We start from the raw sequence: 14,981 nt of genomic DNA on the forward strand, positions 1-14,981 counted from the left end.
GCCCGCAAACATTACAACCACTCGCCGAAGCGGCGGATATAGAAACGCTTCATCAACTGTGCGACTACGCAGTAGCTGATCAAGGTACCGGCCAGCCACGGGAAATATTCCCAAGGCAGCGGCTGCAACCCAACCAGGGCACCCAGTGGTGAGAACGGCAGATAAATCCCCAACGCCATCACCAAAATCGTGGTCAGCAGAACCGGCAATGCCGCCGTGCTCTGAATAAACGGAATTTTCTGGGTACGCAACATATGTACCACCAACGTTTGCGACAGTAACCCCTCAATAAACCAGCCGGACTGGAACAGGGCCTGATGCTCCACGCTGTTGGCCGCGAAGACAAACCACATCAACGCATAGGTGGTGATGTCGAAGATCGATGAAGTCGGCCCAATCCACAGCATAAAGCGGCCAATATTTTTCGCATCCCACTTGCGCGGTTTACGCAGGAACTCCTTGTCCATCTTGTCCCACGGCAGCGACAGCTGAGAAATATCGTACATCAGGTTCTGGATCAGCAGGTGGATCGCCAGCATCGGCAAGAACGGAATAAATGCGCTGGCCACCAGCACGGAGAACACGTTGCCGAAATTGGAGCTGGCGGTCATGTTCAGGTACTTGATGATATTGCCGAAGGTCTCGCGCCCCTTGATCACCCCCTCTTCCAGCACCATCAGGTTTTTTTCCAGCAAAATGATGTCTGCCGACTCCTTGGCAATATCCGTACCGGTGTCCACCGAAATACCTACGTCCGCATCGCGCAGTGCCGGGGCATCGTTAATGCCGTCCCCGAGGAAACCGACGGTATGCCCATTCGCCTGCAACATTTTCAACACCCGCGACTTTTGCAATGGCGTCAATTTGGTAAATACAGTGCGCTGCTCCACTTCGCGCGCCAACGTAACGTCATCCATCTCGGCGATTTGCGGACCGGTAAGCGGTTCGCCGGGTTCCAACCCCACATCGCGGCAAATTTTGCAGGTGATCACCGGGTTATCGCCGGTTAACACTTTCACCGCCACACCGTTTTCCTGTAGTGCCGCAATCGCTTCTTGCGCGCTCTCTTTCGGTGGGTCGAGGAAGGTCAGGACACCCTGGATCACCATATCGCGCTCATCGGTCACACTTAGCGGCAAGGCATTTTTCTGTTCCCCCAGTTCTCGGGTTGCCAGCACCAGCACGCGGAATCCATCCTCGTTATACTGGGCGGCCAGCGCCTGCAGTGCCTCACGTCGCGTCTGATCCAGCGGTAAAATCTGCTGCCCTTCACGTACGTGGGTAGCGATTTCCAGCATTTCCTCCACAGCGCCTTTGCAGATCAGCCGCTGTTGCTGGTTCTCATCCGCCACTACGATCGACAGACGGCGACGCACAAAATCGAACGGCAACTCATCCACCTTGCTGAAACGCCCCAGTGCTTCAATGCCCGGTTTACCCCGTCCAAAGCGGATCACCGCCTGATCCATCAGGTTTTTCATTCCGCTCTGGTGGAAGCTGTTCAGCCAGGCCAGATGTAACACTTCATTGTCTCTGACGCCGCTGACGTCCAGATGGTGTTCGAGGATGATGCGATCCTGGGTCAGGGTGCCGGTTTTATCGGTACAGAGTACGTCCATCGCGCCAAAGTTCTGGATGGCATTCAAACGTTTGACCACCACTTTGCGCCGTGACATGGCAATGGCGCCCTTCGCCAGATTGGAACTGACGATCATCGGCAGCATCTCTGGCGTCAGCCCGACCGCCACTGCCAAAGCAAACAGCGCCGCTTCGCTCCAGTCGCCTTTGGTGAAGCCATTGATCAACAAGACAATCGGCACCATCACCAGCATAAAGCGGATCAGCAGCCAACTGACGCTGTTCACCCCGCGATCAAACGCGGTTTGCGAACGGGAACCGACAATCGACTTTGCCAGGGAACCAAAATAGGTACGCCCACCGGTCGCGACCACCACCGCCGTGGCGGTACCGCTGGCGACGTTGGTGCCCATCAGGCAGATATTCGACAGTTCCAGCAATGCATGTTCACTGGAAACTTCATCCTCGCTCGATTTTTGACTGACGTTGCCCATCGCGTCGTATTTCTCGATCGGGATCGCTTCCCCAGTCAGGATCGCCTGGCTGATAAACAGATCGCGTGAAGCCAGCAGACGCACGTCCGCCGGTATCATATCGCCGGCAGAGAGCTTAATAATATCGCCCGGCACCAGTTCGCGGATCGGTATTTCCAGCGTCAACGCCTGTGCGCTGTAACTGCTGCGACGCTGTACCGTGGCGGTAGTACGCACCATCGACTTTAGCGTCTCCGCCGCCTTGTTGGTGCGGTACTCCTGCCAAAAACGCAGTAACCCGCTGAGTGAAACCATCACCAGTATGATGATCACGCCGGTAAGATCGGTTTCTTCACCGCGCCGGGCCGGCAGCCAGTAATCGGTAAAGAAACTGATCGCGGCCAGCACCATCAGCACATAGATAAACGGGTTGTTAAACGCGGCAAATAACTGCACCAGCGCATGGGGCGCCTTCTCATGAGCCACCTGATTAACGCCATACTGCTCCAGGCGTTCGACCGCATCGTCCTGGGTCAAGCCATTGCGATTACATTTTAAATTGGCCAGCGTCTGATCAACGCTGTTTTTCGCCTCTTGGGCGATGGCGTAAGGCGTCGCTTTTTTATCACGACGGCGTACGTTTTCATTAATATAGGTCATAACGCAATTCTCTTATTTTACTCTGCGCACAGGGTTACCCCGCCCAATTAATGGGTGAATAAACACAGAGTGGAATTTATTTAATTGACGTAATTAACGCGGTTTATTTCCACGCCAGAAACGCTGAATAATCAAGCTTTCGGGGTCACCGTCCATGACGCCTCCTTATCACTGAATACAGTGAATATTAATCAATAACTAAACGGGCAATTCGGAAGCAATGCGCCAGCGCACGGCACTTACACTCTTTTCCAAACTGATACGGCAAACTATGCCTTCAATTTCTTTTTGCACCGAGGGATTTGCGGTTATTTCCGCACAAACTTCAAGTTGACCAGGAATGGAAATATCAGCGCTGCGCAGGGATTGTAATCTTAATGCCACGCCATTGAGGGCCTGCAATATCAGGGTACGAACCAGTATTTCATCCTGCTCGCCGCAGGTGACCTGAATGCGGTAGCACACTTCCAGATCGGTCGCCTGCTGCTGGGGTTGCAGGTTGATGCGCTGTGCCGCTTCACGCAGCAGGATATTCGCACACAGGATCACCAGCGTCGCCAGTACCGCGTTCCAATACTGCCCAAGGCCGCACAGCACGCCAATCGCCGCTGAACACCACAGCGTGGCGGCGGTATTCAGCCCGCGGATGTTCAGCCCTTCACGCATGATCACCCCTGCCCCCAAAAAGCCGATGCCAGAGACAATTTGCGCGGCGACTCGTCCGGCGCTGGAAGGATCGGTAGACATGGAGCTGAGAATAAATACCGCGGCCCCGGTTGCCACCAATGCATTGGTGCGCAGGCCGGCCATACGCTGGCGCCACTGCCGTTCAGCGCCAATAACCGCACCCAGGCTCATCGCCAGTAATAAATTTAAAACAAAAGGAGTCATAGCCATGACTTTCCCCTTAAATAACTGCAGGAGATAAAATCATGTGCTTTTTAGCACACGCGAAATCGCACCGATAATAAATCAGCGGTTGAGCGTGTTAATGCCTGGAGGGAAAAGGCTGTGGCTGAAAGTGGCCATAATAGCGTCCAAATCAATTCACCCGCTGCCATTGGGCAACAGGGACAACAATAAGATTCGGGTTTGCACAGCTCGGAATTACTGGAGAGGGGTGCTGCCCGCCGTTTTCGGCAAGCAACAAATCAGAAGAGGATCGGTCAGCTTGCCTTGTTTATATCACCGCAACTAAAACTGTCCAATTGTGTTTCCTCACTGAAATTTTGGCTGAGTATAGTGACGCGGGGTGATGATGTAAAGGCCAAATTATTAAACAAAAACTAAACCCGATGATTTTGTATATTTGACTCATCACGCGATTATAGATAATTGACGTTGGGCAGCCGGTTAATTCCCGATAAACTGAAAGTTCAGCAGGACAATCATCACCAAGGACACCCTATTCGATGAATATGCTTCGCCTCTCTATCAGCCTCGCCCTGCTTGCCGGCTTCCCCGCCCAGGCCCTGCTCTTGCAACAGGGTGAAACCCGATATGAAATCGATCCGGCCACGCTGCAGATCACCGCAGGCAAGATTCAGGTCAACCAGGCACAGGCCAGTCAACCCGTAGCCGAGTTGCAAAGCACGCCTGTCCAGGCAAGTTGGCAATGGCCCAACAGTGCCATGCAGCTAACCGCCAGGCTGGAAGGCCGCGATTTGCGCCTGAGCTTCAGCAGCAGCCGGGCGCAAACGCTGGATTGGTTCACCCTGCCGTCACAGACGGCCACTCTGCTGTTACCGATTGGCGAAGGCAGCCGTATTCCATTGGATAATACCGTCTGGCAGCACTACCTGTTAAAAGAGATGACGCCGCTGGACACCAACTGGGATCTGAAGCTGCCGCTGTGGAGCCAACAACAGCAAGGCAAGGTGTATAGCTGGTTACTGCTTACCCCATTCAATAATCAGGTCAGCTTCGCCAGTGCCAAAAACCGGTTCACCATGCGCAGCAGCCACCAGTTCAACCGTTTTAATCAACAACAGACATTCGAGGTGTTACTGCATGTGGGGGATTCCCCACTGTCCGGTGCTCGCCGTTACCGCGAGTATCTACAGCAAAGCGGGCAGTTCAGCAGTCTGCGCGATAAAATCCGTATCGCGCCGGAGGGTGAGAAACTGATTGGTGCCACTCATATTTATCTGTGGGGCGACAAGCTGTTGGCACCGGCCGACGTGAAGAATTGGCCGGGATTGCTTGCCTGGCTGACATCGCCAACCGGCGCGACGCTGTGGCAGAAAATGGACGCCGAAAGCCGGAAAACGGTGCAGACACTGGCGGGGAAAACGCCGGAAGCCTGGCAACAACAAGCCCTGGTTGATGCCCTTAATCAAGCGTTGGTGGCACTAACGCCACTTAAGGCCACGCCAGATGACAAGGATTTTCTGCAGGCACAGCGCCAGCAAGCCGTTGGCATCAGGGCATGGGCACAACGACAGCTTGGGGCCTACCTGGCACCGGCGGATAGCTGGGGACAGGGGCTGGCGAAACCGCTGGTTGAGGCGCTGCACCAGGCCGGTCTGCCCCGTTTGTGGCTGGGTACCGATAACTGGACCGCCGAATTCCTGCATCCGCAGGCGGTAGAAAGTGCCAAAAAATCGGGTTACCTGATTGCCAGTTATGACTCTTACGACACCGCGATCCCACGAGGAGTCAATGACAGTTGGCTAACCGCCCAACTGCCGACGGCGCTACGTGAAAAGTGCGCCATAGTCCGGGCCGACGGCAGTAAAAAACCCGGTTTCGGCAAGCAGGGCTACTACCTGAATCCGGGCTGCGTACTGCCTTACTCTCAGCAGCGCATGCGTGAACTGGTACAGTTGGCCGGACTAAACAGCCTGTTTTTGGACGTTGACGGTACCGGGATGGTTTCCGACGACTATCAACCTGCTCACCCGACCGGTGCAGCGCAAATGGCACAGGCCCGCAATGCACGGCTGGCCTGGTTCAGCAATACTCTTAAGCTGCCCCTCGGCTCCGAGGATGGCAACGCGGTAACCGCACGCCACATTATGTTTGCCCACGGTATGGAAACCTGGGGATTTGGCTGGGGGGATAAGCAGATGAATCAGGATAAATCCTCGCCTTATTACCTGGGTGCCTGGTGGCCCAATGCCCAACCGGCGTTCTTCTTCAGCCCGGCCAGGGTAAAAGAGCCTTATCGCACGGTGGAGTTTGATCCGCGTTATCGCCTGCCGATGTATCAGGCGGTATTTCACGATGCGGTGATCAGCAGCCACCACTGGAATTACGACAACCTGAAGTTTAGCGATGTCGAAACCACCCGCAGCCTGCTGAGCCTGTTGTACAACACCGCGCCGATGTTCCATCTCAGCCGCGCGACCCTACAGGCGCGTCTGCCGCACATTAAGCAGGCCGATGCGGCCTTCCGTCCGCTGCATCAGGCGCTGTGGGATAAGGCACTGACCGACTTCCAATGGCTTGATCAAGCCGGCTGGGTGCAGCAAACCACCTTCAGCGATGGTTCAACCCTGACGGCCAACTTTGGCCAACAAGCGTTCGACGGTATTGCCGCCCATAGCCTGCGCGCCAAACTGGCGGACGGTCGCATCCTGAACATCACACCATAGCAACTCCGGTCGGGGTGAACTAGGCTAGGCACAATCCCCCCGACCGGCAACCTGGAGTTGATGATGGATACCCTTACTCAAACACTGCTCGCAGAAATCGGACAAAGTTTCGGCCACAGCGACGACACGCCAGCGATCCCATTGACGGTCGGCGGTGAAGGCAGCCTGAACAGCGGATTCCCGGTCAGCGAGCTGGCAACCGCCAGCCTGGGGGCCGCCGGGCTGGCCTGCGCTCAACTGCTGCAACAAAATCAGGGCGGTGAACCGCAGGTGTTTGTCGATCGCCGCCTGGCATCGCTGTGGTTCGGCTGGACCTTACGGCCACTGGGCTGGTCATTGCCTGCCGCCTGGGATGCGCTGGCGGGTGATTACGCCACCAGTGATGGTTGGATCCGCCTGCATACCAATGCGCCCCATCATCGCAAAGCCGTAGAACAAGTGCTGGGCCCGCATCAGGATAAAAACGCACTGGCGCAAAAGGTGCTGATGTGGAAAAAAGGCGAACTGGAGTTGGCAGTGATAGAGGCCGGAGGCTGCGCGGCTGAAATGCGTTCGGTCGAAGCGTGGCGGCAACATATTCAGGGCAAGAGCGTTGCGCAGGAGCCGCTTTGCCATCAACGGCAGCAAGCGGAAGCGCCGCCCCCCGGCTGGACACTGCCTGCCGCCAGACCGCTGCACGGCGTGCGGGTGCTGGATCTGACGCGGATTATCGCCGGCCCGGTCGCCACCCGTTTTCTTGCCGGTCTGGGGGCCGACGTATTACGCATCGATCCCTACGGTTGGGATGAACCTGGCGTCGAACATGAAGTGCTCCTCGGCAAGCGCTGCGCACGGCTGAACCTGAATAACCCTCACGATCGTCACACCTTCGAGCATTTGCTGAAAAACGCCGACGTTCTGGTTCATGGCTATCGCGCCGGGGCGCTGGAAAAGCTGGGTTATGGTGCAGAACAATGCCGCACATTGTCGCCGGGATTGATCGACGTTTGCCTCAACGCCTATGGCTGGCGTGGCCCGTGGCGAGGACGGCGCGGTTTCGACAGCCTGGTGCAAATGAGCTGTGGGCTGGCAGAGTCCGGCATGCAATGGAAAAACGCCGCCATACCTGTCCCGCTGCCGGTACAGGCACTGGATCACGCAACCGGCTACCTGATGGCGACGGCGGTGCTGCACGGCATGCGTCAACGCCTGCTACAGGGTACCGGCTACAGCGCCCGGCTATCACTGACGCGGACGGCACAACTGCTGTTTGAGAATCCCTATCCGCAACAGCATCCGTTAACGCCGCTGGCTGCAGCCACCGCGGCGGATGAAAATCCGGAAACCGAGCTGACCCATTGGGGGGCGGCGCAACGCCTTATCGCGCCGTTACAGTGGAACGGCACTGCACTGATCTGGGCATTGCCCGCGACAACCCTTGGCAGTTCACAACCGCAATGGCTACGCCGCTAAACTCAGGCCAATTGCCGCTGCAACCAGTGCAATAACGCTTCGACCGCCGGCGTCAATCCGGCGGTCTGCGGCCAAACCAGATAAAAGTCTATCTGATCAAGATGTCGTGCCGGCGCCAGTGCAGTCAACCGGCCTTCTGCCAGCGCATCACTCACCAGCAGCTTTTTCACCAGCGCGATGCCAAACCCTTGCTCAGCCGCGCGGATCAACAATCCCGCATCATTGAATAATGCCAAGGGGCGGCCGAACTCCGTCCGCTGATGCGCAGTGAACCAGCTACGCCACGGCGTAACATCATGTTCCAGCAACGGTATGCCTGACACGCCACGGTCAAATGCGGCCTGCCACTGGTCGGCCAGCGCCGGGGTAGCCACCGGCACCACCTCTCCGGAGGCAATCCACTGTGTCTGCATCTCGGGCCATTGGCCATTGCCGAGGCGAATGGCCGCATCAAACCCTTTACGCACCAGATCCTGTACCGCCAGCGAGGCATCGATATCCAACGCGATATCGGCACAGGCCGTATGAAAAGATGGCAGACGCGGCATTAACCAATAATGCGCGAAAGAGGGCAGCACGCTGATACGCAGAGCCTGACTTTGCGCAATCCGTCTGACCCGACCGACGCCCTGCTGCAACGCCTGCAGCGCCGGTTCGGCAACGGACAACAGCTCACGTCCGGCGGTATTCAGGCGTAGCCCGCGCCCCAGTCGCTCAAACAGCGGGCAGCCGATGGCCCGTTCGAGCTGTTGGATCTGCTGGCTGACGGCACCATGGGTCAGATGGACTTGCAGGGCGGTAGCGCGCAAATTCTCTAACCGGGCTGCGATCACAAAGGTCGGCAGAATGTGCAGTGGGATCGAGTCATTTAACATTGGTTAGCCAAACTATCCAAAAAGGCCATTTTTCATCGATTTTCGCCACAAAGCAAATGTTCTAGGCTGTCACTCATGCCCTTTACATCTGGAGTCAGCGATGCACTCACGTTTACAGCAGGACCTTGAGCAATTTCCACAGATACTTGACCGCACCCGGCAGTTGGCCGAAGGCTTCCTGACGGGCCTGCAACAGCGCCCTGTTTGCCCTCCTCTGGCCGCTCAACAGCTACAGCCGGGTGACGACCTGCTGGCTGACGAGGGTGACGGTGCCCTGGCGGCGCTGAATGATTTTTGGCTGCGATATGCCGAGGGTCTTTCTGCCAGCGCCGGGCCGCGTTATTTTGGCTTTGTGACCGGCGGCTCGACCCCTGCCGCATTGGCGGCAGACTGGCTGGTTAGCGCTATCGACCAAAATAGTCAGCTGAGCCACGATACCGTGGCCGCAGCGATTGAACGGGCGACCATTGTGCAACTAAAAGACTTGTTGGGTCTGCCAGAGGCATTCAACGGCAGTTTTGTTAGTGGGGCAACCATGGCCAACTTTGTCGGCATGGCTATCGGCCGCCAGTGGCTGGGGCAGCAGCGCGGCATCAATGTCGCGGAACAGGGGTTGGCAGCGTTGGGGCCCGTACAGGTTTTGTCAGCGAATGCGCATTCCAGCAGCGTAAAAGCACTCAGCATGCTCGGCATCGGTCGCGACGCATTGAAAATTATCGACAGCCTGCCGGACTCTGAAGCTATCGACCCGGCCGCGCTGGAACGGCATCTGGCCGCCAGCGTCGGTGTACCGACCCTGGTGCTGGCCAGTGCCGGAACGGTGAATACCGTGACCTTCGACGACTTGCAGCTGCTGCTGGCGCTGCGCGAACGCTACCCGTTCTGGTTACATGTTGATGCGGCCTTTGGCGGTGTGGCGGCCTGTTCACCGCACTATGCGCCACGGTTAGCCGGTTGGCAGCAGGCTGACTCGATTACCGTCGATGCGCATAAATGGTTGAACGTGCCCTATGACAGCGCGATCCAATTCAGCCGTCATCTGGCATTACAAATGGAGGTATTCCAGAACCATTCGGCTTATCTGGAAGCGCCGACGCTGCGGCCAGACAACTACCTGCATCTGACGCCGGAAAACTCACGGCGTTTTCGCGCCCTGCCGTTGTGGATGGCGCTGAAAGCTTACGGCCGCAGTGGCATGCAAGATATGGTTGAGCGCAATGTTCGACTGGCGCAGTTGCTGGGTACCGAGCTGATGGCCAGCGCGGGTTTCCACCTGCTGGCGCCAGTCAATCTGAACGTGGTGTGCTTCGCACTCAAAAATGTCGAAGGTGACGCTACTGCTGCACGCGATCGCTTTATAGCCCGTCTCGATCGGCACGGCGTAGTGCGCTGTACCCCAACCCTTTATCACGGACAACCGGGGATCCGTGCGGCATTGGTCAATTGGATGACCGAGGAAAGCGATATTCATCTGGCTCTGGAATCGATGTGTCACTGCCAGGAACAGTCAGGCTGATCGAAAAAGTTAAGGTCGCGCCGCACTATTGACTGCCGCTGATGATCAATATTTCGCCAGTGGCAAACTCTTACGCACATTCGAATATTGACACTCCTTGGGTACAACGAAAATAGTTCAGAAAAACCAATTAATCACTCGCTGACATTTATCACATTTGTAGAAACAGCACGAATAATCACATCAACCCCTTGTTATAACGTCAATTTCCGTAACAAAAAGGCGAGGCGATGTTAACTATGTGTGACTATTGATTATCACAAGTGATAAAGAACGAAAGAGTTATCATTATCAAAAATCAACAAAAAAAACATAACCACATGATAATGTTATTGAAAATAAAATCATTAAAACTACACAGCATTCGCACTGGTGAATAAACAGGCTAAAAAATGTTAAAAAAACAACACATGAATTTTTTTTAAGAATTTTCCTAGCAATCTAAAATTTCGTTTCGTGACATGATAGACAGATTGAACGATAGAAATACCAGCAAGCACGCGGCTCAAGCACAAATTGGCGTTACTGCCCCGCAATCCTTACACCAGCAGATTATTCTGACTTAAGCTAAACTTATAGGTTCATGATGTTAATTAGTTTAGAAAGAAAATATCGTTGAGTACTACCGTATTTATTGATAGAACATTCCTAGATGTGACTCTTTTTGTTCTTTTTTGCCTTTTTGGCTTCAGGCTTTTTCTTTTTGTTACCGCGGTAAAACGGATTTAAGTGGGGGTGAGATATGCCAACGATCATTATGGATTCATGTAGCTATACCAGATTGGGTTTGACAGACTACCTGACAACGCACGGAGTAAAAAAACGCCAGATTAATGCTATTGGTGATATCGACGATCTGCATGAGAAATGCAGCAAGTTGAAGCCTAGCCTGGTCTTTATTAATGAAGACTGTTTTATACACGAAGCGAACGCGACGGAACGTATAAAAGGGGTGATTTCACTGCACCCAGACACCTTATTCTTCATCTTTATGGCCATCACCAACGTACATTTTGACGATTATTTATATGTTCGTAAAAATGTCATCATCTCGTCAAAATCGATCAAACCAGAGACTATGAATCAACTACTTAGTCACTATCTGGAAAGAAAAGCGCCTCGCACTGAAAAAACTTCATTTGATCAGACACCGGTTACGCTCAGCCAAACTGAATCAAACATGCTGCGCATGTGGATGTCGGGTCAGGGTACCATCCAGATATCCGACCAGATGCAAATTAAAGCCAAAACCGTCTCTTCCCACAAGGGAAATATCAAAAGAAAAATCAAAACGCACAACAAACAGATTATTTACCATGTTGTTCGTTTAACCGACACGCTAACCAGCGGGATATTTGTCAATAGCCGCTAGGTCAAAAGCTTTGTTGTGTACTCTGCCAAACGTTGGTTTTAAATGTCGTTCAGCACAGGGTGCTGGATACCACACATTTAAATAACCTAAATACCTGCTCGCGACGAAATTTTCGTCCGCGACGGGTATTCCCGCAGTAAAAACCCGACTATTCCTATCCACTACGAAATAATCACCCACCGTAATCTTGTAAGTTATATTAACTGGCCGGGAAGTAAGGCTATTGGGCAACCGGGAGATTAGGGAGCAGCCTGCCGCAGCTCAACAAAGGTGCCGTCACGACTGTCTATCTCATTAAAGAACCAGACACCGGCAGGATAGTCCGGCAAAGAGACCAGATACATTATCCCCTCGTTAAACTCTTCTACCGCCAGAATCACTCCCTCACGCCGTTGCTCACCATCAGTTTTTACCGTGACCAGATCGTTAGCTTTCATGCCCTACCCCATCATTTATCATTGATGTCAGTGTATTACAAAAGGTGGTGTGAACAATACCCTACACTGGCAGTAAATCCGCAGCTCACCTGCGCAGCGCCTTTCTACAAGCGTAGCAGGCCATCCGGGCTGTGGCCTTTTCACTTTCTTAACGTTTTGTCCGCAGAATCTTAAGCGCGCAACAGGTAGTCTGTTGCCTGGTGCTTCCCCCCAGAGAAGTACCTGCAAATGAAGAAGTAACAAGGAACTTTTGCCCGCAGACTTGCGGGCTTTTTTTTGCCTGCGGCGAATGACAGACACAAAAAAACCCGCCTTGGCGGGTTTTTATTAATCAGCGAGAGGCCGATTAGATAGCGGTAACGTTAGCCGCTGACGGACCTTTAGCACCGTTCTCGATAGAGAACTGTACGTTCTGGCCTTCAGCCAGGGTCTTGAAGCCTTGATCCTGGATAGCAGAGAAGTGTACGAACACATCTTTGCTGCCGTCTGCTGGAGTGATGAAACCGAAACCTTTAGACTCGTTGAACCACTTCACTTGACCTTTGATCATGTTAGACATGTTTAATTCCTACAATATTAAATTTACGCCACCATGGGCAAGAAATAGCCGGTCATCAGTTACTTATGGAGGCACTAGAAAGGAAATTCGTCAGTGAAGAGCTATCTAGGATAACGCTTTAAATTTGAACTACTTTACTCAAAATGTCGTGCATAAATAGGTCTGTACCACAGGCCGAGAAGCATTAACTCACGATGGGACTTTAATAGCAACTCTTTTTATAATCCCCTCTGTGGAAACGGGGCTAAACGCACAGGATTTCACCCGATATGCTTAATTTATCGTCATTTGTGACTGTATTTCCCGGATCGCGGGGGTAAGGCGCTACCGCAATACTTACAAAATATGGCCTCTGTCTCGTGGCCACCTCTTTGACATTGCTCACAATTACGCCTTTCACGGTTACGCTGCAGCTCCTGCGACATATAGGCCGTCAGAATACCGGTCGGTACCGCGATGATCGAGTAGCCCAACAGAATCAGCACCGAGGTTAACAGCCGGCCTACCGGGGTATGAGGAACGATATCGCCATAGCCCACCGTCGTCAGCGTCACTACGGCCCAATAAACAGCGGCCGCCAGGCTGGTAAACCCCCCACTTCCCCCTTCAATCGCATACATCAGGCCGCCAAAAACGCACAGCACCACGGCGATAAAACCAAAAAAAATCGCCAGTTTGTGCCGTGCCAGCTTGATGCTGCGCCAGATCATGCCCACCTCGCTCATGTAGCGCAGCAACTTCAGCACTCGCAAGACTCGCAATATTCGCATCACGCGCAACAGCATTACGAACTCTACCGTCATGTGTGGGAACAACCAGATGATGTACAACGGCAACACCGTCAGCAAGTCGATAACACCGAAGAAGCTCGAGGCGTAATGTTGATCTCGGGGTGTACACCATAGCCGTAACAGATATTCGAGCGTAAAAATGACGGTAAAAATGATCTCGGCCCAGAGAAAAAGATAAATGGCCTCGCGGTCCTGCGCGAACAAGGTGCTGCCACCCGGTTCGAGAAACAGCAGAACCACGCTGAACAGCGCGGTGCTGACCCAGAAAGCTTGCATCTTGCGACCGGCAGAAGAACGGTTGTCGAACAGCAGCCGATAACTACGCTGGCGCCAGCTCAGCGCCGCAGTGTCAGTGGTCATAGTCTTATGTCTTACAAAGGGAAGTTACTCATAGAGTAGCCCTGAACCTTAACGTCGCCAACTCCCCAGCCGGTGATGCACAACCACAAATGATAGTAATTCTCGTCTGACTGTTTTATAGTTGCGCCGCGTAACTATAAAGGGAGATTGACCATGCTGAGATGGCATACGCTGGCAGCGTCCTGCTGCACCGCTCTGTTGATTCTGAGCGCCCCCGCCCAGGCGCTGGACCTGTCCTACACCGCACCGGACCCCAGCATCAAGCCGGCGCCCGCACCGCAAACGGCCCTTGGCCCAGAAAAAAAAACCAAGCCACCGGTGGTATGGTCGGAAACAGAAGATAAAACCGGTTTTCGCGTCGATATGGAATGTGAACACCCCGGCTGCAGTCGCCCGCGTGCCAAACCGTCTTCGTCGCTTAATTACGGCCCTAATCTCGGCCCGGTGAAAAAAACCGATCGCCGCCGCCAGTCGGATCCCTATTCCACCGATCAGGCATCTGATTACAATGTGAGCATGGGTTATCAGTGGTAACGCAGCTTTAAGAGTTATCCCTATATCGGCCACAGCACAGTGTTCATACAATGGCACTCTGTTCACCACTCCTCCTGGTGCTGAACACAACAAGCTGTGTTGCAATATTTTATGCGCCTCCCTATAGGCGCTTTTTTTATGCCTGAATATCAGATACCTGACCTGTTACAGAATGGTCTCATTGCCGCAATACGTGATAACTGTCACAAATAGCCACTCCTTAGCCACGCTTTATCGGAGGTAAGTCAGATGGCGACTGAATATTTATCTTTGCTGGCCGTGTTAGCCGGCATCGCAGGATTCGCGCTGTATAAACACTTTAAGTCCCAGAAGAAAAGCACCCTGCTGCGTCCACACGATCGTTAATGCAGCATTAGAGGGCGGGGCATGACGTCAAAGCCATGCCCCGCGCTACATAACTGCACTCTGTCATTTTTTTATCACAAAATTGTCACATTAAATCCATATCATGGTTGGCGATTATCCGCACTGGCTTAACACCAAGGATTTCGTTATGACCACTATAAAAGCAACAAACCACCAGGAAGCTGAGAAGCTGATTCGCTACGGCACGGCAAAAAAAATCGAACTGGCCTATGACATCGACAGCGATGACTTTTTCCAGCTCGCCAGTCTGTGGTGTGATCGAGGAGCCAAAATATCCAAAGGGAAAGAACATTTCATCGTCTCGCTAAAGGGTTTCCGCATCCCGCCGAATGATTAATACCATGCCGCCCCTGCGGCGGCGCCCCACCTTCCCCCCTGTGACCGCCCTATG

General features: G+C 53.6%; 13 protein-coding genes. 7 read left to right on the forward strand and 6 right to left on the reverse strand.

Features of this window, described 5'->3' with window-relative positions:
* Window positions 1-11: 11 nt before the first annotated feature.
* Both mgtA and E5C26_RS15450 read right to left on the reverse strand, forming a co-directional pair.
* A complete protein-coding gene (gene mgtA, locus E5C26_RS15445; RefSeq protein WP_135317093.1) occupies window positions 12-2,711 on the reverse strand; it encodes a magnesium-translocating P-type ATPase in 2,700 nt (899 codons plus the stop codon).
* Window positions 2,712-2,909: 198 nt separating this feature from the next.
* On the reverse strand, window positions 2,910-3,608 hold the full coding sequence (locus tag E5C26_RS15450) for an MgtC family protein (RefSeq protein WP_135317094.1): 699 nt from the start codon (window positions 3,606-3,608) through the stop codon (window positions 2,910-2,912).
* 515 nt (window positions 3,609-4,123) lie between these two features.
* On the opposite strand from E5C26_RS15450, the gene E5C26_RS15455 reads away from it, so the two are divergent.
* Complete coding sequence (locus E5C26_RS15455; RefSeq protein ID WP_135317095.1) at window positions 4,124-6,307, forward strand: glycoside hydrolase; 2,184 nt, start codon at window positions 4,124-4,126, stop codon at window positions 6,305-6,307.
* A 63-nt stretch (window positions 6,308-6,370) separates the two neighbouring features.
* Entirely contained in the window at window positions 6,371-7,759 is a 1,389-nt protein-coding gene (locus E5C26_RS15460) for a CoA transferase (RefSeq protein WP_135317096.1), read from the forward strand.
* 2 nt (window positions 7,760-7,761) lie between these two features.
* On the opposite strand, the gene E5C26_RS15465 is transcribed toward E5C26_RS15460, so the two are convergent.
* Window positions 7,762-8,634 (reverse strand): LysR substrate-binding domain-containing protein, encoded by an 873-nt coding sequence (locus tag E5C26_RS15465; RefSeq protein ID WP_135317097.1) that lies wholly within the window; start codon window positions 8,632-8,634, stop codon window positions 7,762-7,764.
* 100 nt (window positions 8,635-8,734) lie between these two features.
* Between E5C26_RS15465 and E5C26_RS15470 the strand changes: the two genes are divergently transcribed.
* Window positions 8,735-10,150 (forward strand): pyridoxal phosphate-dependent decarboxylase family protein, encoded by a 1,416-nt coding sequence (locus E5C26_RS15470; RefSeq protein WP_135317098.1) that lies wholly within the window; start codon window positions 8,735-8,737, stop codon window positions 10,148-10,150.
* A gap of 742 nt (window positions 10,151-10,892) precedes the next feature.
* Window positions 10,893-11,522, forward strand: coding sequence for a transcriptional regulator RcsA (rcsA, locus tag E5C26_RS15475; RefSeq protein ID WP_012145772.1), 630 nt, complete (start codon window positions 10,893-10,895; stop codon window positions 11,520-11,522).
* A gap of 239 nt (window positions 11,523-11,761) precedes the next feature.
* Here the strand turns inward: rcsA and dsrB are convergent, their stop codons facing one another.
* The 3 genes from dsrB to E5C26_RS15490 form a co-directional block, all read right to left on the reverse strand.
* On the reverse strand, window positions 11,762-11,959 hold the full coding sequence (gene dsrB, locus E5C26_RS15480) for a protein DsrB (RefSeq protein WP_135317099.1): 198 nt from the start codon (window positions 11,957-11,959) through the stop codon (window positions 11,762-11,764).
* 346 nt (window positions 11,960-12,305) lie between these two features.
* Window positions 12,306-12,518 carry a transcription antiterminator/RNA stability regulator CspE gene (gene cspE / locus E5C26_RS15485; protein ID WP_004946278.1) on the reverse strand — a complete coding sequence of 71 codons (213 nt, stop codon included), beginning with the start codon at window positions 12,516-12,518 and terminating at the stop codon, window positions 12,306-12,308.
* Between the two features lie 284 nt (window positions 12,519-12,802).
* Window positions 12,803-13,669 (reverse strand): ion transporter, encoded by an 867-nt coding sequence (locus E5C26_RS15490; RefSeq protein WP_135317100.1) that lies wholly within the window; start codon window positions 13,667-13,669, stop codon window positions 12,803-12,805.
* Between the two features lie 153 nt (window positions 13,670-13,822).
* On the opposite strand from E5C26_RS15490, the gene E5C26_RS15495 reads away from it, so the two are divergent.
* The 3 genes from E5C26_RS15495 to E5C26_RS15500 all read left to right on the forward strand — a co-directional run bounded on the left by E5C26_RS15495 (window position 13,823) and on the right by E5C26_RS15500 (window position 14,927).
* Entirely contained in the window at window positions 13,823-14,203 is a 381-nt protein-coding gene (locus tag E5C26_RS15495) for a hypothetical protein (RefSeq protein ID WP_135317101.1), read from the forward strand.
* A 249-nt stretch (window positions 14,204-14,452) separates the two neighbouring features.
* A complete protein-coding gene (locus tag E5C26_RS24720) occupies window positions 14,453-14,569 on the forward strand; it encodes a FeoB-associated Cys-rich membrane protein (protein WP_169534194.1) in 117 nt (38 codons plus the stop codon).
* Window positions 14,570-14,717: 148 nt separating this feature from the next.
* Window positions 14,718-14,927 (forward strand): hypothetical protein, encoded by a 210-nt coding sequence (locus tag E5C26_RS15500; protein WP_061806577.1) that lies wholly within the window; start codon window positions 14,718-14,720, stop codon window positions 14,925-14,927.
* Window positions 14,928-14,981 lie beyond the last annotated feature (54 nt).

Source organism: Serratia proteamaculans (assembly GCF_004684015.1).
Lineage (GTDB): Bacteria > Pseudomonadota > Gammaproteobacteria > Enterobacterales > Enterobacteriaceae > Serratia > Serratia proteamaculans_F.